This window comes from Pseudooceanicola nanhaiensis DSM 18065, assembly GCF_000688295.1.
Lineage (GTDB): Bacteria > Pseudomonadota > Alphaproteobacteria > Rhodobacterales > Rhodobacteraceae > Pseudooceanicola > Pseudooceanicola nanhaiensis.
Genome location: NZ_JHZF01000011.1, coordinates 1,152,183 through 1,173,484, shown reverse-complemented (window position 1 = coordinate 1,173,484; position 21,302 = coordinate 1,152,183). Strand labels below are relative to the sequence as shown.

General features: G+C 66.5%; 14 protein-coding genes and 5 tRNA genes. 9 read left to right on the top strand and 10 right to left on the bottom strand.

Annotated features, from left to right (window positions below):
- Positions 1 to 12: 12 nt before the first annotated feature.
- The gene (locus Q344_RS0106605) at positions 13 to 1,404 is read left to right on the top strand and encodes a pyruvate dehydrogenase complex dihydrolipoamide acetyltransferase (RefSeq protein ID WP_028286003.1); all 1,392 of its coding nucleotides are present in this window, start codon (positions 13 to 15) and stop codon (positions 1,402 to 1,404) included.
- A 137-nt stretch (positions 1,405 to 1,541) separates the two neighbouring features.
- On the opposite strand, the gene Q344_RS0106600 is transcribed toward Q344_RS0106605, so the two are convergent.
- Positions 1,542 to 2,672 (bottom strand): THUMP domain-containing class I SAM-dependent RNA methyltransferase, encoded by a 1,131-nt coding sequence (locus tag Q344_RS0106600; RefSeq protein WP_051630326.1) that lies wholly within the window; start codon positions 2,670 to 2,672, stop codon positions 1,542 to 1,544.
- Complete coding sequence (locus Q344_RS0106595) at positions 2,650 to 3,525, bottom strand: hypothetical protein (protein ID WP_028286001.1); 876 nt, start codon at positions 3,523 to 3,525, stop codon at positions 2,650 to 2,652. The genes Q344_RS0106600 and Q344_RS0106595 overlap by 23 nt, the downstream gene beginning before the upstream one ends.
- Before the next feature lie 91 nt (positions 3,526 to 3,616).
- Between Q344_RS0106595 and Q344_RS0106590 the strand changes: the two genes are divergently transcribed.
- From Q344_RS0106590 to Q344_RS0106580, 3 genes are all read left to right on the top strand, one after another.
- Positions 3,617 to 5,290, top strand: coding sequence for an ABC transporter permease (locus Q344_RS0106590; protein ID WP_036538402.1), 1,674 nt, complete (start codon positions 3,617 to 3,619; stop codon positions 5,288 to 5,290).
- 44 nt (positions 5,291 to 5,334) lie between these two features.
- Positions 5,335 to 5,410, top strand: a tRNA-Thr gene (locus tag Q344_RS0106585).
- A gap of 227 nt (positions 5,411 to 5,637) precedes the next feature.
- Entirely contained in the window at positions 5,638 to 6,330 is a 693-nt protein-coding gene (locus tag Q344_RS0106580) for an FkbM family methyltransferase (protein ID WP_084178317.1), read from the top strand.
- 263 nt (positions 6,331 to 6,593) lie between these two features.
- Here Q344_RS0106580 and Q344_RS23250 read toward each other — a convergent pair whose 3' ends face one another.
- The 8 genes from Q344_RS23250 to Q344_RS0106540 form a co-directional block, all read right to left on the bottom strand.
- On the bottom strand, positions 6,594 to 7,340 hold the full coding sequence (locus tag Q344_RS23250) for an acyl-homoserine-lactone synthase (protein WP_028285998.1): 747 nt from the start codon (positions 7,338 to 7,340) through the stop codon (positions 6,594 to 6,596).
- A gap of 220 nt (positions 7,341 to 7,560) precedes the next feature.
- On the bottom strand, positions 7,561 to 9,009 hold the full coding sequence (locus tag Q344_RS23245) for a sensor histidine kinase (RefSeq protein ID WP_051630324.1): 1,449 nt from the start codon (positions 9,007 to 9,009) through the stop codon (positions 7,561 to 7,563).
- 25 nt (positions 9,010 to 9,034) lie between these two features.
- Complete coding sequence (locus Q344_RS25015) at positions 9,035 to 10,141, bottom strand: response regulator (RefSeq protein WP_084178316.1); 1,107 nt, start codon at positions 10,139 to 10,141, stop codon at positions 9,035 to 9,037.
- Positions 10,142 to 10,402: 261 nt separating this feature from the next.
- Positions 10,403 to 10,477: transfer RNA gene (locus tag Q344_RS0106560), tRNA-Gly, on the bottom strand.
- 38 nt (positions 10,478 to 10,515) lie between these two features.
- Positions 10,516 to 10,590: transfer RNA gene (locus tag Q344_RS0106555), tRNA-Gly, on the bottom strand.
- Between the two features lie 639 nt (positions 10,591 to 11,229).
- Positions 11,230 to 11,964, bottom strand: coding sequence for a TerC family protein (locus Q344_RS0106550; protein ID WP_028285996.1), 735 nt, complete (start codon positions 11,962 to 11,964; stop codon positions 11,230 to 11,232).
- 105 nt (positions 11,965 to 12,069) lie between these two features.
- Entirely contained in the window at positions 12,070 to 15,513 is a 3,444-nt protein-coding gene (locus tag Q344_RS0106545) for a pyruvate carboxylase (RefSeq protein ID WP_028285995.1), read from the bottom strand.
- 264 nt (positions 15,514 to 15,777) lie between these two features.
- Positions 15,778 to 16,917 carry an alpha-hydroxy acid oxidase gene (locus Q344_RS0106540; RefSeq protein WP_028285994.1) on the bottom strand — a complete coding sequence of 380 codons (1,140 nt, stop codon included), beginning with the start codon at positions 16,915 to 16,917 and terminating at the stop codon, positions 15,778 to 15,780.
- Between the two features lie 108 nt (positions 16,918 to 17,025).
- Between Q344_RS0106540 and Q344_RS0106535 the strand changes: the two genes are divergently transcribed.
- The 5 genes from Q344_RS0106535 to Q344_RS0106515 all read left to right on the top strand — a co-directional run bounded on the left by Q344_RS0106535 (position 17,026) and on the right by Q344_RS0106515 (position 21,282).
- Positions 17,026 to 19,440, top strand: coding sequence for an ATP-dependent helicase (locus Q344_RS0106535; protein WP_028285993.1), 2,415 nt, complete (start codon positions 17,026 to 17,028; stop codon positions 19,438 to 19,440).
- An 84-nt stretch (positions 19,441 to 19,524) separates the two neighbouring features.
- Positions 19,525 to 19,662 (top strand): hypothetical protein, encoded by a 138-nt coding sequence (locus Q344_RS26040; RefSeq protein ID WP_156954632.1) that lies wholly within the window; start codon positions 19,525 to 19,527, stop codon positions 19,660 to 19,662.
- A gap of 93 nt (positions 19,663 to 19,755) precedes the next feature.
- Positions 19,756 to 19,832, top strand: a tRNA-Asp gene (locus Q344_RS0106525).
- 30 nt (positions 19,833 to 19,862) lie between these two features.
- Positions 19,863 to 19,939, top strand: a tRNA-Asp gene (locus tag Q344_RS0106520).
- 203 nt (positions 19,940 to 20,142) lie between these two features.
- On the top strand, positions 20,143 to 21,282 hold the full coding sequence (locus Q344_RS0106515) for a sensor histidine kinase (protein ID WP_028285992.1): 1,140 nt from the start codon (positions 20,143 to 20,145) through the stop codon (positions 21,280 to 21,282).
- Positions 21,283 to 21,302 lie beyond the last annotated feature (20 nt).

Sequence of the window (21,302 nt, the reverse complement as noted above, 5' to 3'; positions counted from 1 at the left end):
GGAGAGCGACAGATGCCGACCGAGATCCTGATGCCCGCGCTGTCCCCCACGATGGAGGAGGGCACGCTGGCGAAATGGCTGGTCAAGGAGGGCGACACCGTCTCCTCCGGCGACCTGCTGGCCGAGATCGAGACCGACAAGGCGACGATGGAATTCGAGGCCGTCGACGAGGGCGTCATCGGGAAGATCCTCGTGGCCGAGGGCACCGAGGGCGTGAAGGTGAACCAGCCGATCGCCGTGCTGCTGGAAGAGGGCGAGAGCGCCGACGACATCGGCGAGACCGCGGCTCCGAACGCCGAAGCCAAGCCCGAGGCCAAGGACGAAGGCGCCGAGGCGGACGACAGCGCCGGCGAGAAGGCCGGCAAGGCGCCCGTCCCGCGCGAGGCGCAGCCGGGGCCGGTGGATGGCGCCGCCGGCAAGAGCGACACCAGGGCGCCCGCCGCGCCGAAGGATGCCGAGGGCCAGCGCATCTTCGCCTCGCCGCTCGCGCGCCGGATCGCCAAGGACAAGGGGCTCGATCTGACGACGATCGAGGGGTCCGGTCCCAAGGGCCGCATCGTGAAGGCCGACGTGCTGGGCGCGGCCGAGAGCGGCGCGGCGAAGGCACAGGCCCCCGCGAAGACGGAGGCACCGGCTCAGCCCCAGGGCGGCAAGCCGGCGATGGCGCCGGCGGGGCTCTCCTCGGACGCGGTGCTCAAGATGTATGCCGACCGGGAGTTCACCGAGGTGAAGCTCGACGGGATGCGCAAGACGATCGCGGCGCGGCTCACCGAGGCGAAGCAGACGATCCCGCATTTCTACCTGCGCCGGGACATCCGCATCGACGCCCTGCTGAAGTTCCGCGCCGAGCTGAACAGGCAGCTCGAAGGGCGGGGGGTGAAGCTTTCGGTCAACGACTTCATCATCAAGGCCTGTGCGCTGGCGCTCCAGTCCGTGCCGAAGGCGAACGCCGTCTGGGCCGGCGACAGGGTGCTCGAGCTGAAGCCCTCGGACGTCGCGGTCGCCGTGGCCATCGAGGGCGGGCTCTTCACGCCGGTGCTGAAGGACGCGGAGTCGAAATCGCTCTCGAAACTTTCGTCCGAGATGAAGGACCTTGCCGCCCGTGCGCGCGACCGCAAGCTCGCGCCGCATGAATACCAGGGCGGCAGCTTCGCGGTGTCGAACCTCGGGATGTTCGGGATCGACAATTTCGACGCGGTCATCAACCCGCCGCACGGCGCGATCCTTGCCGTGGGTGCGGGCGTGAAGAAGCCCGTCGTGGACGCGGACGGCGCGGTCTCGGTCGCCACGGTGATGTCGGTGACGCTGAGCGTGGATCACCGGGTGATCGACGGGGCGCTCGGGGCCGAGCTGCTGCAGGCGATCGTCGAGAACCTCGAGACGCCGATGGTGATGCTCGCCTGAAGCGAAGGGCGCGGGGCCGGGCTCAGGCCCGGCCTGCACCGCCTGAGCGGCGTCGTTCCGGTTGTCCAGGCGACAGACGGCACCAGATGCAGGCCGGGCCTGTGCCCGGCTTGCGTCGTTTCAGGACGCGCGCAGGCTCACCGGATCACCCCGGTCCGGTAGAGCTTCACCGAGAGCCCGCCATGCGGAATCGGCGGTCCGACCTCCGCGAAGTCGAACCCCGTGGCCTTGGCGAGCCCCCCGTCGTTCGTCACCATCCCGAGCCGCCAGCCGCTGAACCGCTCGCGCAGCACCTGCCCGAGCCCGCCGTAAAGCGCGAAAAGCAGCTTCCGGTTGCCGATCCGCCCGCCGTAGGGCGGGTTCACCATGACGAGGCCCGCTGGCCCCTCGGGCCGCTCCAGGGCACCCGCCGGATGGCAGGCGAAGGCGGTCACCGCCGCAACGCCCGCGCGTTCGGCATTCTGCGTGGCCGAGGCCACCGCGCCCTGGTCCCGGTCACTGCCGCGGAAGGTCAGGGCGGGGGGCGCCTTTGCCGGCACCTCCTTCAGGGCCGCAAAGGCGGCGGCGTCGAAACTCGCCAGATCCTCGAAGGCGAAGCCGCGCGACCGGCCGGGCAGGAGGCCCATGGCGATCTCGGCCGCCTCGATCACGAAGGTGCCGGAGCCGCACATCGGATCGATCACCGGCTCGGTCCCGTCATAGCCGCATTGCCGCAGGAAGAGCGCGGCCATCGTCTCGCGGATCGGGGCCTTGCCGACCGCCTGCTTGTGACCGCGCTTGTGCAGTGCCTCGCCGGAGCTGTCGACGGAGAGCGTGACGAGGTCGTCCTCGATCCGCACCCGGATCGTCAGCGCGGCCGCCTTGTCGGGCACGGCGCCCGCCGTCTCGGCCAGGGCGGTTTCGACCCGCTGCGCCGCGGCACGGTCGTGATAGATCTTCGACTTGCGGCAGGTCGCCTCGACCTTCACCGGCGTGCCCGGTTTCAGCACCGATCCCCAGTCGACCTTCCGCGCGCGCTTGTCGAGCTGGGCAAGGTGCATCGCCCGGAATTCCGCGATCCGCACCAGCACCCGCGTGGCGCCGCGCAGCATCAGGTTCGCCCGCCAGACCTCGGGCCATCCGCCGCTGGTCTCGACCCCGCCGGGCACGGAGCGGGGGGCGGCAAAGCCCAGCCCCTCGGCCTCAGCGCGCAGCACCTCCTCGAGCCCCGGGGGCGCGGTCAGGAAAAGGCCCAGGGGGCCGGTTTCAGGCGGCGATGAAATGGACATCGCCCCGCTCCTCGATCGCGGCGACATCGGCCTCGTAGCGCTGCGTCAGCATCTCGACATAGCCTTCGTCCCAGCCGGGCAGGTCGAGCTCTTCCTCGATCTCGTCCTCCAGCGCGTATTTGTCGAGGAAGGCGCCCATGACGCGCCGTTTCTGCGGCTCCGTCATCACCGGGTGATCGCTCAGGTAGGCGCGGAACCGCTGCATCCCCTCGCGCGACATGATCTCGGACAGGAGGTCGAAGGCGCCGCCGATCTTGGTGCCTTCCTCCAGCCCCGCGACGGCGCGCAGGACCGAGCCCCAGATGAGCGGGGTGTCCTCGTTGCACCAGAGCACGAGCGGCAGATCGGGATGGGCCGCGCGGATGCGCTCCACCAGTTCGGACCAGCGCAGGGTGGCGGGATCGGTGCCGTCGAGGAAGGTCAGGAAATCCTCCTGCGGGCTTTGCGCGAACAGCGCGGGCAGGAAGGTCGCGGGGTTGCGGATCCCGAGGGCAAGCACCAGCCGGTCGCCGGGAAAGAGCCGCCCGAGGTCGGCGATCCGCTGGGCCGCCTGCGGATAGAGCACGCCGTCGCTGACCGCGATCTTCGGAACGCCGAAGACGTTCTCGTTCGACAGCAGCAGCCGCTGAACGCCGTCATGTTCGAGGATGCTGTCGAGCAGGATCTCCCGCGCGCCCTCGGCCGGTTCGCCCTTGCCGAGCGCCTGCACCGCGTCCCGGAGCAGGCGGCGATAGCGCGAGGGGCCGGGCACGGCCACGCCGCGCTGCAGGAAGAGGTCCTTGTTCTTCAGCAGGCATTTCACGAGACGGTCCTCGTCTGTGCAATGCGCGCCCGCGTGCAGGACGATGTCCATGGTCCGCCTGTCCTCATCTCTGCCCCAACTCCCCGGGTCTATATCCTGCAGCGGCTGGACAGTAAAAGCGCTTTGCGGCATGGCACCCTGCATGGTGGATGTCTCGACACAGCGCGGCCGCGGGCCGCATCTTCCCGCAGGCTGGCCCTCTGGCTGGTCGGTCGGCGCGGTGGTGATCGCGGCCGTCGTCGTGGCGCCGATCCTGTCCGTGGTGCTGATCGCGCTCGCGCCCGTCTTCACGGGAGGCGAGAACATCTGGCCGCATCTCGTTTCGACCACGCTGCCGCGTTACCTGCGCAACACGCTCTGGCTGATGGCCGGGGTGGGGGTGCTGACCGCCTCGATCGGGACGGGCGCGGCCTGGATCGTCGCGCGCTACCGCTTCCCGCTGGACCGCCTGCTCGATTACCTGCTTCTGCTGCCGCTGGCAATCCCGGCCTATGTCGGGGCCTATGCGCTGGTCGATTTCCTCGAATATGCCGGGCCGGTGCAGACCGCGCTGCGCGACCTCTTCGGCTGGCAATCGGCGCGGGATTACTGGTTCCCCGAGATCCGCTCGCTGCCCGCCGCGGTGCTGGTGCTTTCGGCGGCACTCTATCCCTACGTCTACCTCCTGGCGCGCGCCGCGTTCCGCGAACAGGCGGGCGCCGGCGAAGAGGTGGCGATGTCGCTCGGCGTCGGCGCCTTCGGCCGGTTCCGGCGGGTCGGCCTGCCGCTCGCGCGGCCAGCCATCGCCGCGGGCGTGGCGGTCGCGATGATGGAGACGGTGAACGATTTCGGCACGGTCGATTACTTCGCCGTGCAGACGCTGACGACGGGCATCTTCTCGACCTGGCTCGAGAGCAACAATGCCGCGGGCGCAGCGCAGATCGCCTGCGTGATCCTGGTGCTGGTGGTCATGCTGGTCCTGCTCGAGAAGGCCTCGCGCCGGCGGTCGAAATTCTACACCACCGCCCGCGGGATGCGCCCCGTGGTCAAGCAGGCGCTGACCGGCTGGAAGGCCTGGACCGCGACGCTGCTCTGCATCCTGCCGCTGCTCATGGGCTTCGTGCTGCCCGCGGGCGTTATCCTGGGCCATGCCTGGGACGAGGCGGGCGCCTTCACCGACCCGGGCCTGGTCCGGGCGTTCTGGCACACGCTCTCGGTCGGCGGCACCGCGGCGCTCATGACCGTGCTGGCGGCGGTCTTCCTCGTCTACGGGGTGCGGCTGAGCGGGCGGGCGCTGCCGCGGATGCTGCTGCCGCTGACCACGATCGGCTATGCCGCGCCGGGGGCCGTTCTGGGGGTGGGGATCCTGATCCCGCTCGCCAGTTTCGACAACGCCCTTGCCGATGCGCTCGAAGGCCTCACCGGCCGCAGCTTCGGACTGCTGCTGACCGGATCGGCCTTCGCGCTGATCCTGGCCTATTCGGTGCGCTTCTTCGCCATCGCGCAGGGCGCGGCGGATGCGGCCTTCGGCCGGGTCTCGCCCTCGCTGCCGATGGCGGCGCGGTCGCTGGGGCGCCGGCGCGGACAGGTGTTGCGATCGGTCTATTACCCGCTCATCCGCGGCACGCTTGCCTCGGCCCTGCTGCTGGTCTTCGTGGATTGCGTGAAGGAGCTTCCGGCAACCCTGCTCCTGCGTCCGTTCAACTACGACACGCTGGCCACGCGGACCCACGAACAGGCCAGCCTCGAGAACCTCTCGGGCGCCGCCCCGGCCGCACTTCTGGTGATCCTCGTGGGCCTCGCCGCCGTCGCCCTGCTGGCCCGGGCCAACCGATGAACGGACTTGAACGGCGCCCCCGGAGCGCGTAAACGGTCCCGGCTGCCCCTATAGCTCAGCTGGTAGAGCAACTGATTTGTAATCAGTGGGTCGGGAGTTCGAGTCTCTCTGGGGGCACCACCGGAAGGCCGGACACTTTCTTCACCCGCTTCGCTGGACGTTACAGGACTCAGTCCGGGTTTGTGCCCGTTGAACTGCGCCAAGGCTTCCGCCGAGCGACAGGCTGAACATCGGGCTTGGGTCAGTTGTTTTGTCGACTTTGGACAAATCTTGGGGATAATGCCACCAGGACTTGCTACCTCGGTACATGCGAGCAAAGTCGACAGTGCAAATGGATTACAACGATAATGAGCTTCGAATTTGAAAAAGATGCTGCTTTTTTGAAGCGTATGCAGTCCTTCGCCGATGCGAAGATTTGCTACGCTCAACAGGGCGAAGACCTCGTGTTGCGCCGCCTCCTGGGACGGAACATGAAGAAAACCATCTCGGAGGGCGGTTTCTACATAGACTGTGGTGGGTACCATCATACACAGGAGTCAGTCACACGCTTTCTCTATGACTTGGGTTGGGATGGTATCGTTGTAGATATGTCCGAAACCTCAATCGAAGGCTTCCGTCAGCATCGACCGAGAGACATCGCCATCTGTTGTGCGGTTGCTGAACACGATGGACAAATAGAAGGCTATTTTTTCGGAGATGTTGCGCTCACCAACACTTGTGACGAAGACTTCGCTTTGCGCATGGATGGTGGAAGAGGAAAGATCAAAAAGAGGTCTATTCCAGCCAAGAGCTTGAGCACGATCATACAAGAGCACGATGTGAAGGAAATCGACTTCCTGAACATTGACCTTGAAGGCTTCGAACTGCCAGCCTTGAATGGATTTCCTTTTGACAAGGTCAAGCCGAGATGCATCGCCGTCGAAATTCACGGCAGGTCGATCGCTGCGGTGGCTTCAACTGATGTTTTCAGAAAGATAGTGGAAAACGGGTACACCCACGTGGCAAGCACCGTCATCACTCATTTCTTTTTGAGAGATTAACTTCCGGACGAGCCACACGTGATTTCAACGTCCAGCTGCGCCGCGCTGCCTGGTCCATTCAGTCGCTGTGTCATCGCGAAAGTGGTCGAAGTCTCTCCGCTTTTTCGCGCAGTTCCCAATCTCTCGACCTGCGCTTTATATCGGTTTCGAGCTACGGAGACGGTAGCTTGCGAGCCGTTGCCCGACGCATGACGTTGCTGTCCGGGATCACCGGAATTGACCGGTGACACCGAAGCCGGGACGCCCCCGCGCCGCAAACCCCTCTACTGCAGCCGATCCTTCAGCCCGAAGAGCGCGGCCTGGCTCCAGGTTCCGTCGATGTTGAACTTCGGTCCCACGGGCGCCGCGTTCATGCCGATGCGCTTCAGCCAGCGCGAGAAGACGGCGGGGACGATACCGATCACCGAGGTGGCGCCGTGTTCGGCGGCGGTGGTCTGCATCGCGGTCAGCAGGAGCCGCTGGACGATGGGGCGGCGCTTGGCGTCGACGCCCTCGGCGATGAAGAGACGCGTGGCCTCCCAGATGCGGGGATCGACCGGCGCCTCGAAGAAGAGCACGTCGTTCGGAATGCTGTCCAGCAGGTCGAGCTGCGCATCGCGCAGCATGTAGGAATAGGCCGCACAGCGCGCGGTGGTCGGCATCAGGCGGATGCCGCCCAGAACCTGGCCGTATTCGTGAACGGCGACCCAGCGGGCCTGCGGCGTGTCGTACTGGTCGAATTCCATGCCGTCGGCCTGGGGCAGGGTCCAGTGCAGCCGGTCGATGAAGACCTCGCGGCGGGCGCGCATGAACTCGACGAAGAGATCGCCGTATTGCGTCATGTTGAGGAACGACATCGTCGTGATCTTGATCGAGCCGTTCTTCTCCAGCTCGGGAATCTGGTCGGCCGCATTTACGGTCGCCGAAGGGCGGAAACGTATTTCGCGCTGAGGGGCGGTGTCCCCCGGAAGGATCTCGGGAAAGACCGTCTCGGCGCGAGATGGACGCGCCAGACCACGGTGATGGTGCATGGTGTACCGTTGCCTCGTTGGTTTTTGTTAACCATCGGGCAAGAGTGTGTTCATTGCAAACTCAACTTTGCCTTGATTCCGCCTTATTTCAGTTTCCCGGGGCGGGTAGGGCGAAATTGCAACATATTGAGCGAAATTTGGCGCAGCATTAAGCACAAAGACCCCGGCCTGGGCCGGGGTCTGAGGAATTCTCATTAATCTGCGGCGGCTTGCGCGTCACTCAACCATTGGCTGCGATGCGCACCTTGTTGGGCGCGCGCTCGTCCCAGGCCGTCGGGCCCGGCGTGGTCGGCTGGTTGGCGGGCTTCTCGACAATGTCGAGCGCAACCATGAAGGTCGTTCCCACGCCCAGCTCGGACACGTAGTCGATGACGCCTTTGTGCAATTCGACGATCTGCTTGGAGATGTTCATCCCCAGCCCGGTGCCGCCGTAGTCGCGCTGGTCCGAGCTGTCGATCTGGTGGAACTGGCCGAAGACCTTGTCGCGCGAATTCTCGGGGATGCCGATCCCGTTGTCCTCGACGAAGACGACGATCTTGTTGTCCACGATCTCGCAACGGACGGTGACCGCGTCCCCCTGTTCCGAGAACTTGACCGCGTTCGAGATCAGGTTGGTCAACACCTGGATCAGACGGCGCTGGTCGCCCTTGATGTAGGTGGTGGTCTCGGGGCGGGTGAAGTCGAGGTAGACGCCATGCTTGTCGGCGAAGCCGTAGTTCACCTGCACGGCTTCCTCGACGACGTCCTCGGCGACGATCGGCTTGAGCTCGCTGACGAAGCGGCCGGCCTCGAGGCTCTGGACGTCGAGAATGTCGTTGATGAGGTCGGACAGGCGTTCGCAGTTGCGGCCCGCGAGGTCGAGCACCGGCTTCAGGTGATCCGGCACCGGCCCGATGGAGCCCGCCTGGATCAGGTCGAGCGATCCCTTGATCGAGGTCAGCGGCGTGCGCAGCTCATGGCTGACCGTGGAGACGAAGTTGGACTTCACCTTGTAGGCGATCTTGGTCTTCTCGTGCTCGGCCTCGAGCTTTTCGAGATGCGCGAGGTTGGCCCGGTACATGCCGAGGTAGAGCCGGCTCACGTCAAGGATGAAGTACATCACGAAGGCGACGGTGAAGAACTGCAGCCAGATGTAGGAGGTGATCGGCGGCATGAACCGCAGCACGTCGATCAGCGCGATGTAGACGAAGCCGACGGCATAGATCGAGAGCCGAACGATCAGCGCACCAAGGATCTGGTGGTTGTTCATCGCGCAGAAGAGCGCCGCGGCGAACAGGAAGAAGAGGGGGGTGAAATGCCCGCCGAGCCTCTGTTCGAGCGCGATCATCACGACGAAGGTGGTGATGGCGAGGGCGCTCAGCACCGTGTTGATGAGGATCTGGATGCCGATGCGGCGCGCGGTCCGCTGGTCCTTGCCGGTCCACTTGGAGACGCGGCGCGCCATGCGGATGTCGAGCAGGTCGGTCAGCAGGACGGCGGAGTAGAGCAGGAAGGCCTTGGTCGCGTCGATGTAGACCGCGGCGAGCAGGGTGGCGGCGAAGAAGATCCCGTGCCGTTGCCACATCAGGATCCCGATCGAATCGCAGTAATCGACGATCTGCTTGCGCGTCGGGTTCAGGAACATGCGGCGCAGGCTCTTCATCGCCGGGGAATGTGTGATGGTGCTCATCGGTACGGGCCCCCGTTCAGATGGTTCAGCCGTTCCGCAGCGAGTCGAGAAGCATCTTCTCGTACGCCTGCCGGTCCGGACGCGCCTTGGAGGGGGAAGAGCCCGAGGATTGCGAGGATTGCGCCGGACGCTGGGGCCGCTGCACGTATCCCGATTGCGGCCGGGCCACGGGGGCCGAGGAGATATGCGTCACGTTGGACTGGGTCGACGGTCCGACCGTGAAGACGTCGCGCTGCATCGCCCGCTCGATCGCGTCCTCGATCAGCTTCGGACCCGAACCGGGGTCGAAGGTTTCCATCTCGGCATGCTCGCCGACCGCGATCTCGGGGCAGGGGCCGGTGAAGGTCGCGGTCGAGAGCGCCGTGGCGATCGCGCGCTCCAGCTTCTCGGTATCCGTCAGGCGGTTGCCATGTTCGGCACAGACGAAGACGCCGCTGCCGACATAGGTCAGCAGGCTGCCCGCCGATTGCGTGCCGTAGACCAGCTCCTGCGCGACCTTCATCATGGTCTTGAAGAAGTCCATCGAGGAGGTCTGCACGTTGATCTCTGCGCCGTTGCCGACCCGCAGCGCGAAGGCGCAGGTCTGCGAGGCTTTCGACAGCGACATCTGGCGGACGTAGTTCTCGAACTCGGCCTTGCCGATGAAGCGTTCGACCTTCGAGAAGTCGAGCTCGGAGGCGTAGTCCTGGCTCTCGTGGTAGAGCACGGAGCGCATCATCGAGGGGTTGTCTTCGGCCTCGCCGACCGACGCCTTCGAATACTTCAGCTTGCGCGCGGTGTTCAGGCGCTGCTTGAGGTCCTCGAAGTTGAAGGGCTTGGTCACGTAATCCGTCGCGCCCGCCTCAAAGGCCTTCTCGACGTAGCTCATCTGCGACATCGCGGTGAGCATCAGGATCGGGGCGTTCTTGTAGAGCTCGTTGCGGCGTATTTCGGCGCAGAGGTCGATGCCGTTCATCTCGGGCATCTGGATGTCGAGGAGGAAGGCGTCGAATTCCCGCGGCTTGCCCTCGATCATCTGGAGCGCCTGCTTCGCGGATGTGGCGGTCTTGACCTTGTAGGTGCCGAGAGCCTTCAGGGCCACGCCCAGAAGTTCCAGGATACTCGGTTCGTCATCAACGATAAGAAGTCGCATGTGTCACTCGTCGCTCGTTATCCCGCGGGCGCCTTCGGAGAACCTTCTTCGGGCCCAGCGAAAACGGCCCGCATTCGGGGCCTCTTGACAACTTGCTAGCCTGCAAATTTGTCAAAAAAACGCCCAAATACCAAAAAGTTTACGTTCCACAGGCATTTGCGGCAAAGTATGCAGCGGATGAAGGTGGCGATCCCGGCGGACGGCGGGACGGGCGCCTTGGGCTGCCATCCCGATGCAAGTGCTTGCGACCATTCCGAAAAATGGAGCGGGCGATGAGATTCGAACTCACGACCCTTACCTTGGCAAGGTAATGCTCTACCCCTGAGCTACGCCCGCGCCGCACTTGCATGTGTCCTGGATAACCAGGGTCTCAATGGAGCGGGCGATGAGATTCGAACTCACGACCCTTACCTTGGCAAGGTAATGCTCTACCCCTGAGCTACGCCCGCCTCCTTGAGTGAGGGATCATCTATTTTCTCTGGCTTGGCCCTGCAAGTGAAAAAACGCACCCGGAGGCGAGATTCTCGCGTCTCCGGGTGCGAGACCCCGGTCCGGCCCTTGGGGGGTAAACCGAACCGAAGAACCCATGTGTTCTCGTGACCGGGCGTCACCCCGCGGACGGGGCGGCGCGGATGTCCGGGGCACGACGGACGGCATCCCTGGTGCGTCCCCTCCGTCGTGCCCAGGCGCGGCGCACGTGCCGACAAGGCCCTCGGTGGGCCAGGGAAACGCGTGGACTGCCGGAAGGGTATCCCGGCCGTCTCCGGCCTCTTGCTTCAACGCCCGAGAGCCTCGCGGCTGCGCCTTGCAGAACAGGATCGCCGCATTGCTGTCGAAATGACAGGCCTTGACGCCGCCTTGCCCGGGGCGCGCGGGGCAAGCCTTCGCGGCCATTGGCAAATTTCGGAAAGAGGACGAATCGAGCGCTGTCGGATTTGTGAACCGGCACGGCAGGGGCCCGGGAGGGGCGCCTGCGGCCAAGCCGCAAGCGCCATTGGGTTTTTCGCCGTCGCGCCTGAAACGGCGCCGATCGCCCGGCGGCGGACCGCCCGCGGACGGGCGGGAATTCGCCTTGGAATCGCGCGCCGTCAGGTCATCTCGGGCGGCGTCTTGGCCTTCCGCCGCCGCGCGGCCCGCAGCAGGTTCAGCCCCTCCACCGCGCCCGCGAAGACCATCGCCGCGTAGATGAAACCGCGTTCGATGTGATAGCCGAAGCCGTCCGCGACCAGCGACATGCCGATCATCACGAGGAAGGCGAGGGCGAGCATCTTGGTGGAGGGATGCGCCTCCACGAAGCCCGCGATCGGTTCGGCGGCGATCATCATCACGACGATGGCGAGGATGACCGCGGCGACCATGACCTCGATATGATCTGCAATCCCGACCGCCGTGATCACGCTGTCGAGCGAGAAGACGACATCGAGGATGACGATCTGGAAGATCACGGCGGCGAAGGTGGCCTGCACGACGCCTTCCTCATGCGCCTCGCCCTCGACCTCGGCGAAGATCTCGGTCGCGGCCTTCCAGATCAGGAAGAGCCCGCCGAGGAAGAGGATGATGTCGCGCCACGAGAAGGGATGCTCGGCGATGGTGAAGACCGGCGCGGTGAGCCCGATGATCCAGGCGATCGAGAAGAGCAGCGCGATCCGCACCAGAAGCGCCAGGGTGAGGCCGATCATCCGGGCCGAGCGGCGCTGTTCCTGCGGCAGCCGTGCCGCGGTGATCGAGATGAAAATGACGTTGTCGACGCCGAGCACGATCTCGAGCACGGTGAGTGTCAGGAACGAGGCCCAGACGGCCGGGTCTTGCAGAAGTTCCATCATGATGCCCGGTGACTCCCCTGAGCGATTGCGGATTGCGCAGAGAAGTAGTGCGCCGGACCGCCTTCGCAAAGAGGGGACGGACAGGGGGCGCGAGGGCCCCGCTGTTCACTCGTATTCGATCAGAAGGTCCTTCGCGTCGATCTGGCCGCCCGCCGAGACGTGGACGGCCTTCACCACCCCGTCGCGGTCCGCGTGCAGCCCGGTCTCCATCTTCATCGCCTCGATGGTGAGAAGCAGGTCGCCCTCCGACACCTCGGCCCCGGCCTGGACCGAGACGGAGGCGACCACCCCCGGCATCGGCGCCGCCACATGCGCGGGGTTCGACGGATCCGCCTTGGGCCGGGCGGCGCTCGTGGCGCCCGCCTTGCGGTCGGGGACGCGGATGATCCGCGGCTGGCCGTTCAGCTCGAAGAAGACGCGCACCTCGCCGTCGTCCTGCACCGTGCCGACGGTCTGGAGGCGGATCTCCAGCGTCTTGCCGGGGTCGATCTCGGCGGTGATCTCCTCCTCGGGCTCCATGCCGTAGAAGAAGGTCCGCGTCGGCAGGCAGCGGACGGGACCGTAGACCTCGTGCCGCCGCGCATATTCCTCGAAGACCTTGGGATACATGAGGTAGGCGTTCAGATCCTCGTCGTCGATCTCGACCCCGTCCAGCTTCTCGCTGATCTCCTTGCGCTTCGCCTCGAGGTCCACGGGCTTGAGGTGCTTGCCGGGCCGGTCGGTGAGAGGTTTCTCGCCCTTGAGCGCCTTCTTCACGATGGCCTCGGGGAAGCCCCCCGGCGGCTGGCCGAGATTGCCGCGCATCATGTCGATGACCGAGTCGGGGAAGGAGACGTCCTTGTCCGGGTTCTCCACCTCCGCCCGCGTCAGCCCCTGGGAGACCATCATCAGCGCCATGTCCCCCACGACCTTGGAGGAAGGCGTCACCTTCACGATGTCGCCGAACATCTTGTTCACGTCGGCATAGGTCTGCGCGACCTCGTGCCAGCGATCCTCGAGCCCCATGGACCGCGCCTGCGCCTTGAGGTTGGTGAACTGGCCGCCCGGCATCTCGTGCAGGTAGACCTCGGAGGCCGGGGCCTGCATGCCGCTCTCGAAGGCCGCGTATTGCCCGCGCACCGCCTCCCAGTAGTTCGAGATCTCGCGCACCGCGGCGATGTCGATCGAGGAGGCGCGGGAATTGTGCTTCAGCGCCTCCAGGACCGACCCGAAGGTGGGCTGCGAGGTGTTGCCCGAGAGCGAATCCATCGCGACGTCCACGCAATCGACCCCCTTGGCGGCGGCGGCGAGGATCGTGGAGATCGCCGCACCGGAGGTGTCGTGGGTGTGGAAGTGGATCGGCAGCTCGACCGCGTCCTTGAGCGCCGGGAAGAGCTTGTCCGCCACCGCCGCCGTCATCACGCCCGCCATGTCCTTGATCCCGAGGATATGGGCGCCCGCGGCCTCCATCTCCTTCGCCATCTTCACGTAATAGGCGATGTCGTATTTCGCCCGCGCCGGATCCAGCGCGTCGCCGGTGTAGCAGATCGTCCCTTCGAGCACCTTGCCGCTCTCGAGCACCGCGTCCATCGCCACGCGCATGTTCTCGACCCAGTTCAGGCTGTCGAAGACGCGGAAGACGTCGACGCCGGAGGTCGCGGCCTGGGCGACGAAGCTCTGCACCACGTTGTCGGGGTAGTTCGTATAGCCCACCCCGTTCGAGGCGCGGAGCAGCATCTGGGTCATGATGTTCGGCATCGCCGCCCGGATGTCGCGGAGGCGCTGCCACGGGCATTCCTGCAGGAAACGATAGGCCACGTCGAAGGTCGCGCCGCCCCAGCATTCGACCGAGAAGAGCTGCGGCAGGTTCGCCGCGTAGGCGGGCGCAACCTTGATCATGTCGAGGCTGCGCATCCGGGTGGCCAGCAGCGACTGGTGGCCGTCGCGCATCGTGGTGTCGGTGAACAGAAGCTCCTGCTGCGCCTTCATCCAGTCGGCGACGGCCTTCGGGCCCTTGTCGTCGAGCAGGTTGCGCGTGCCCTGATGCAGCCGCTCCTCGCGAAGTTCGGGCATCCGCGGCGGTTTCAGGTCGGGATGCGGCCTGGGACGGCCCTGCACCTCGGGATGCCCGTTCACGGTGATGTCGGCGATGTAGGTGAGGACCTTGGTCCCCCGGTCCCGACGCTGCGCGAAATCGAAGAGCTCGTCCGTCGTGTCGATGAAGGTCGTGGTGTATTCGTTGTTCAGGAAGGTCGGGTGTTTCAGCAGGTTCTCGACAAAGGCGATGTTCGTGCTGACGCCGCGGATCCGGAATTCCCTGAGCGCCCGGTCCATGCGCGCGATGGCCTTCTCGGGGGTCTGGGCATGGGCCGTGACCTTCACCAGCAGCGAGTCGTAGAAGCGGGTGATGACGCCCCCCGCGTAGGCCGTGCCGCCGTCGAGGCGGATGCCCATGCCGGTGGCGCTCCGGTAGGCGGTGATCCGGCCGTAATCGGGGATGAACTTGTTCTGCGGATCCTCGGTGGTGATCCGGGTCTGGAGCGCGTGGCCGTTGAGCTGGATCTCGGACTGCGCGGCCTTGCCGGTGGCCTCGGCCAGCGTCTTGCCCTCGCTGATCAGGATCTGCGCCTGCACGATGTCGATGCCGGTGACCTCCTCGGTCACGGTGTGCTCGACCTGGACGCGGGGGTTCACCTCGATGAAGTAGAAGTTCTCAGTCTCCATATCCATCAGGAACTCGACGGTGCCCGCGCATTCGTAGTTCACATGGGCGCAGATCCTGCGGCCGAGCTCGCAGAGCTCCTCGCGCTGCGCTTGGCTGAGGTAGGGGGCGGGGGCGCGTTCGACGACCTTCTGGTTGCGGCGCTGGACCGAGCAGTCGCGTTCCCAGAGGTGGTAGATCTCGCCATGCCGGTCGCCGAGGATCTGCACCTCGACGTGCCGCGCGCGGGTGATCATCTTCTCGAGATAGCCCTCGCCGTTGCCGAAGGCGGCCTCGGCCTCGCGCCGGCCCTCGCGGACCTTCTCGGGCAGTTCCCTGGCGTTCTCGATCGGACGCATGCCGCGCCCGCCGCCGCCCCAGGAGGCCTTGAGCATCAGCGGATAGCCGATCTCCTCGGCCTCCTTCAGGATCGCGTCCATGTCCTCGCCCAGCACCTCGGTGGCGGGGATGACCGGGACGCCCGCCTCGATGGCGACCTTGCGGGCCGAGGCCTTGTCGCCGAGCGCGCGCATCGTCTCGGCCCGGGGGCCGATGAAGGTGATGCCGGCGGCGTCGCAGGCCTCGACGAATTCGGGGTTCTCGGACAGTAGCCCATACCCGGGGTGGATCGCGTCGGCGCCGGACATCTTGGCGACGCGGATGATCTCGGGGATCGAGAGATAGGCCGCGACGGGGCCGAGCCCGGCGCCGATGCGATAGGCCTCGTCCGCCTTGAAACGGTGCAGGCCCAGCTTGTCCTCCTCGGCGAAGACCGCGACCGTCTTCTTCCCCATCTCGTTGGCGGCCCGCATGATGCGGATCGCGATCTCGCCACGGTTGGCGATGAGGATCTTCTTGAAGTCGGTCATCGGAGGCTCCTTCCCATGCGGCGGCGCAGGCCGCGATTTCCGCTCAGCAAACAGGACGCTGCGGTGCGGCGCAAGGCCGGTTTGCGATCATCGGGTTTCGCAAAGCGACCTTCGCAGACGGGGAAGATGTCGCAGTTTGCACCGGCGACCAGCCGGGATGCGCCCCCGGGCCGGGCGGGCGAGGGGGGCTGTCTGCCCCCCTCTTGGCCTGACGGCCAATTCACCCCCCGAGGATACTTCCGGCAAGAGGAAGCAGGGCCGGGTCTATACGAGGTTGTCCCAGAGCCGGGTGCGGACCTCTGCGGGCCGGGTGACGCCCATCTGGATCATGCCGGAGGTCATGTCCTCGGTCAGGATATGCGTCACATGCGCCGCGCCCTCGGCGCCGAAGGCGGCGACGCCCCAGAGCCAGGCGCGGCCGAGCATCACCATGTCGGCGCCGAGCGCGATGGCGCGCAGGATGTCGAGGCCCGATTCCGTGGCGCCGTCATAGATCAGCGGGAAATCGGGGCCGACCGCGGCCCGCACGAGGGGCAGGGCGGTCGCCGCGCCGGGCCCGCCGTCGAACTGCCGGCCGCCGTGGTTCGAGACCCAGATCGCGTCGATCCCGGCCTCCTGCAGCGCCTTGGCCTCGGCGGGGACGAGGACGCCCTTGGCGACGATGGGGCCGTCCCAGAGGTCACGGAGGCGTTTGAGCATGTCCCAGTCGGGCGCGGCATGGGGCGCGAGGCCGACGTGGCGGGCGGGTTCGTTGTCGGAATGATACTTGGCGAGACCCCGGACCGTGGGGGTGCCGGCCCTTGCCACCGCAAGGGCCCAGTGCGGGCGCAGGACGGACTGGAAGAAGAGCCGCGGCGTGATCGAGGGCGGGGTGCGCAGCCCGCCGCGGCGCTGGCGTTCGCGCCGCGAGGGGCCGGGGACGTCGACGGTGAGGATCAGCGTGTGGAAGCCCGCGGCCTTCGCGCGCTTCAGCAGGTCCTCGCAATGTTCGGGCACGGCCGGAGGATAGAGCTGGAACCAGCCGTTGTCGCCGACATGCGGGGCGAGATCCTCGACCGAGGCCGCGGCGACGGTGGAGAGGCCGAAGGGCAGGCCGTCCTTCACCGCGTTCTTCGCGAGCGTCACCTCGGCGCCGGGCCAGAAGAGCCCGGTCATGCCGACGGGAGAGACGCCGAAGGGTTTCGCATAGCGCCGCCCGAGGAAGCTGGTCGAGAGATCCGGGACCGGGCGGCCGGCGAGCACCTGCGGCGCGAGGATGACCTCGTCCAGCGCCTCGCGCGAGCGGCGCAGCGCCCGGTCGTCGCCGGTGCCGCTGTCGAGGTATTCCCAGGCGAAGTGGGGAAGGCGACGCTTGGCGCGGGCGCGCAGGTCGGCGAGGGTCGGGTAGTCGAGATCGAGCATCATGGTCGCGCGACATTGCTGATTAACCTTTCGTTAGGCAAGGTGCATCTTGCGTGAACATCTGGTGAACATGCCCTTTCGCTCTGCCCTGAACGGCGCTACAATCGCCACATGAGCAGTCACGACGAATTCGACGCCTTCGAAGGCGCCGCGCGCGCTTCGCTGTCATCCCGTGCGATGGCGGCCCGGCCCGCCCCCTATCTCGACGATCTCAACCCCGCGCAGCGCGAGGCGGTCGAGGCGCTGGAGGGGCCCGTCCTCATGCTGGCGGGTGCGGGCACCGGGAAAACCAAGGCGCTGACCAGCCGGATCGTGCATCTGCTCAACACCGGCAAGGCGCAGCCCAACGAGATCCTCGCGGTGACCTTCACCAACAAGGCCGCGCGCGAGATGAAGAACCGGGTGGGCCGGATGCTGGGCCATGCGGCCGAGGGCATGCCGTGGCTCGGCACCTTCCACGCGATCTGCGTGAAGCTGCTCCGGCGCCATGCGGAGCTGGTCGGGCTCAAGTCGAATTTCACGATCCTGGACACCGACGACCAGATCCGGCTGCTGAAACAGCTGATCGCCGCCAACAACATCGACGAAAAGCGCTGGCCCGCCCGGATGATCGCGGGAATCATCGACGGCTGGAAGAACCGCGCCTGGACGCCCGAACAGGTGCCCGCCTCGGAGGCCTCGGCCTACAACAACCGGGGCACGGAGATCTACGACCAGTACCAGCGCCGCCTGCGCGATCTGAACGCGACGGATTTCGGCGACCTGCTGCTGCACATGGTCACGATCTTCCAGAAGCACGAGGATGTGCTGGCCCAGTACCAGCGCTGGTTCCGCTACATCATGGTGGACGAGTACCAGGACACCAACGTGGCCCAGTACCTCTGGCTGCGGCTGCTTGCGGGCGGGCACCGCAACATCTGCTGCGTGGGCGACGATGACCAGTCGATCTATGGCTGGCGCGGGGCCGAGGTGGGCAACATCCTGCGGTTCGAGAAGGATTTCCCGGGCGCCAAGGTCGTCCGGCTGGAACAGAACTACCGCTCCACGCCGCATATCCTCGCGGCCGCATCGGGGGTGATCCGGGGCAACGAGGGGCGGCTCGGCAAGGAGCTCTGGACCGATGCGGAGGAGGGCGAGAAGGTCCGCCTGATCGGCCATTGGGACGGCGACGAGGAGGCCCGCTGGGTCGGCGAGGAGGTCGAGGCGCTGCAACGGGGGACGCGGGGCATCCGGCCGCTGTCGCTCGACGCGATGGCGATCCTCGTGCGCGCCTCGCACCAGATGCGCGCCTTCGAGGACCGCTTCCTGACCATCGGCCTGCCCTACCGCGTGATCGGGGGCCCGCGCTTCTACGAACGGCTCGAGATCCGCGATGCCATGGCCTATTTCCGCGTCGTGACCTCGCCCGAGGACGACCTCGCCTTCGAGCGGATCGTGAACACGCCGAAACGGGGGCTGGGCGACAAGGCGCAGCAGAACATCCAGGTGACGGCGCGCCAGCACGGCGTTTCCCTGCTGGAGGGCGCGCGGATCCTGCTGGCCGAGGGCGGGATCTCGGGCAAGGGCGCGGGCCAGCTCCGCGCGCTGGTCGAGGGGATCGACCGCTGGCACGCGGTCGCCCGCTGGCACGGTGTCGCGCCGGCCGAGGATGCCGACGCGGTGATCGAGGAGGGGCCGACGCCGCCCAAGGGGCTGGTGAGCCACGTGGAGCTCGCGCAGGTGATCCTGGACGAATCCGGCTACACGGAGATGTGGCAGAACGACAAGACGCCCGAGGCGCCGGGGCGGCTCGAGAACCTGAAGGAACTGGTCAAGGCACTGGAAAGCTTCGAGAACCTGCAGGGGTTCCTCGAACACGTAAGCCTGATCATGGACAACGAGACCGAGAATTCCGAAGAGAAGGTCTCGATCATGACCCTCCATGCCGCCAAGGGGCTCGAGTTCCCCGCGGTCTTCCTGCCGGGCTGGGAGGATGGGCTCTTCCCCTCGCAGCGGTCGATGGACGAATCGGGGCTGAAGGGGCTCGAGGAGGAGCGCCGCCTCGCTTACGTCGGTATCACCCGGGCCGAGGAGGTCTGCACGATCTCCTTCGCGGGCAACCGGCGGGTCTTCGGCCAGTGGCAATCCGCGCTGCCCTCGCGGTTCATCGACGAGCTGCCCGAGGAGCATGTCGAGGTGCTGACGCCCCCGGGCCTCTACGGCGGCGGCTACGGCGCGGCGGGGATGCAGAGCCAGCTTCACGACAAGGCCAGCCGCGCGGATGTCTACAATTCGCCGGGCTGGAAGCGGATGCAGGAGCGGCAGACGCACCGTCCCATGGCGCAGCCGCAGGAGGTCCGGAACCAGGTGATCGACGCCTCCGCCATCAGCGCCTACACGGTGGGCGAGCGCGTCTTCCACCAGAAGTTCGGCTATGGCTGCATCACGGCAATCGAAGGCGACAAGCTCGACATCGCGTTCGAGAAGGCCGGGCCGAAGAAAGTCGTCGCGAAATTCATCATGAGCGCCGACGACGTCCCGTTTTGAGGCGGGACAGGGCCGCCAGGGGCTGACCCGGGATCAGGGATGGGCCTAGGCTGGCCGTCACTGAACGAAGAAGGCCCGTCCTGCATGTCCCGTTTCGCGATCCTCATCGTCTGCCTTTCGGCGCTTGTCGCCACCGCACCCTCGCACGAACAGCCTGCAGGGACGCGCTCCGGCGTGCCCTCGGGGCAGGGTCCGGAGCGCATCGCGGCGCGCCTGCCCTGAGCACGTAACGGAAACCGGTTTTTGTCGCTTGACGCCCCCCTGCCTTGCCCCTAGAACGCCCGTCACGTTCGGGCGCACCCGGACGGGCAGCGAGCGGTTGTAGCTCAGTTGGTTAGAGTACCGGCCTGTCACGCCGGGGGTCGCGGGTTCGAGCCCCGTCAACCGCGCCACTGCCCCGTCCCGAAGCCCCGCACGAAAGCGCGGTTGTAGCTCAGTTGGTTAGAGTACCGGCCTGTCACGCCGGGGGTCGCGGGTTCGAGCCCCGTCAACCGCGCCACTTTCTCCCCTTTGGACCACATCGGGACGCGTGAATCCGGCAGGATGCACGCTCTGGTGGCGCGCCGTTCCGGCGTTCGCTGCGTCGCGGAAAATGGTCATCCGCCTGACACATTCAGACATCCGATCTACACCTTTCGGCCCCATTTCGCCGCCAGACCGTCCCGATGCCGGCAATTCCGCCGAATCTATCAGGGGCACCCCATGCGACTCTACGAATTCCTCGCCCGCCGGAACTGGCCGCGCACCTACACCGGGAAGATCCTTCTCGTCAGCTTCCTCGGCGTGCATGTGCCCATGTTCGGCGCGGTCACCTATGCCCTGGTGGCCGACCCGACCCCGTTGATGGACCAGATCGACGTGCTGGTCGCGATGCTGATCGCGACGCTTGTCGGGACGGCGGCCACCATGGTCGCGATGGCGGCCCTTCTGGCGCCGGTGCGTCTCGCCTCCGAGGCGGCGCGGACCTACCTCGACACGCGCGAGACGCCGCGCCTGCCGACGCGCTACGGCGACGGGGCCGGGGTGCTGATGGCGAGCGTGCAGGAATGCGTGACCCGGCTCGATGCCTCGCTCACCCTCGCCGAAGCCGAACGCGACGCGATCGAGCTGGACCGGAGCGAGAAGTTCCGCATGCTCGCCGGGATGAAACACGATTTCCGCACGCCGCTGACGGTCATCCTGGGCTTTGCCGACCTGATGAAGACCCAGTCGATCGGCGATTACGGCGGCGCCGCCTACCGCGATTTCGCCACCAGCATCGGCAATTCCGGGCAGGACCTGATGCAGACGCTGCAATCCGTGCTCGACCTGTCGGATGCCGAGGCGCAGCGCGAATACGAAGCCGAGCGAGAGACGCTGGACCTCGTCCCGCTGGCGCGCAAGGCGGTCGGGCAGGAACATTTCCATGCCGACAGGCGTGCCGTCGAGGTGGTGATGGAGGCGCCGCGGAACCTGCCCGTCAACACGGTCCGCAACGCCGCGCGCGACCTTGTCGGCACGATGCTGCAAGCCGCGATTGCGCGGACGCCCTCGGGCGGGCGGGTGCGCCTGCTGCTTGCGGACGAGGGCGCCCCGGCGGTGACCGTCATCGCGGAGGGGGCGGCACTGCAGCTCGAGGACCTGCCGCCACGACTGGTGCAGGATTCGACCGGCTTCCGGAGCGGCACCAGCGACGCGGCGGGCAGCGGCGCGGCCACCCCGACGACCCTGCGCCTGTCGCTGATCGGCACCTTCTGCCACGCGATGAACGCGCGGTTCGATGCCTCGCACAGCGACGACGGCATGCGATTGCACGTGACGCTGGCGCCCGAGGCCGCGTCGGTGGCGATCGCCGCGGAATGACGCCTCCGGGACGGATGACG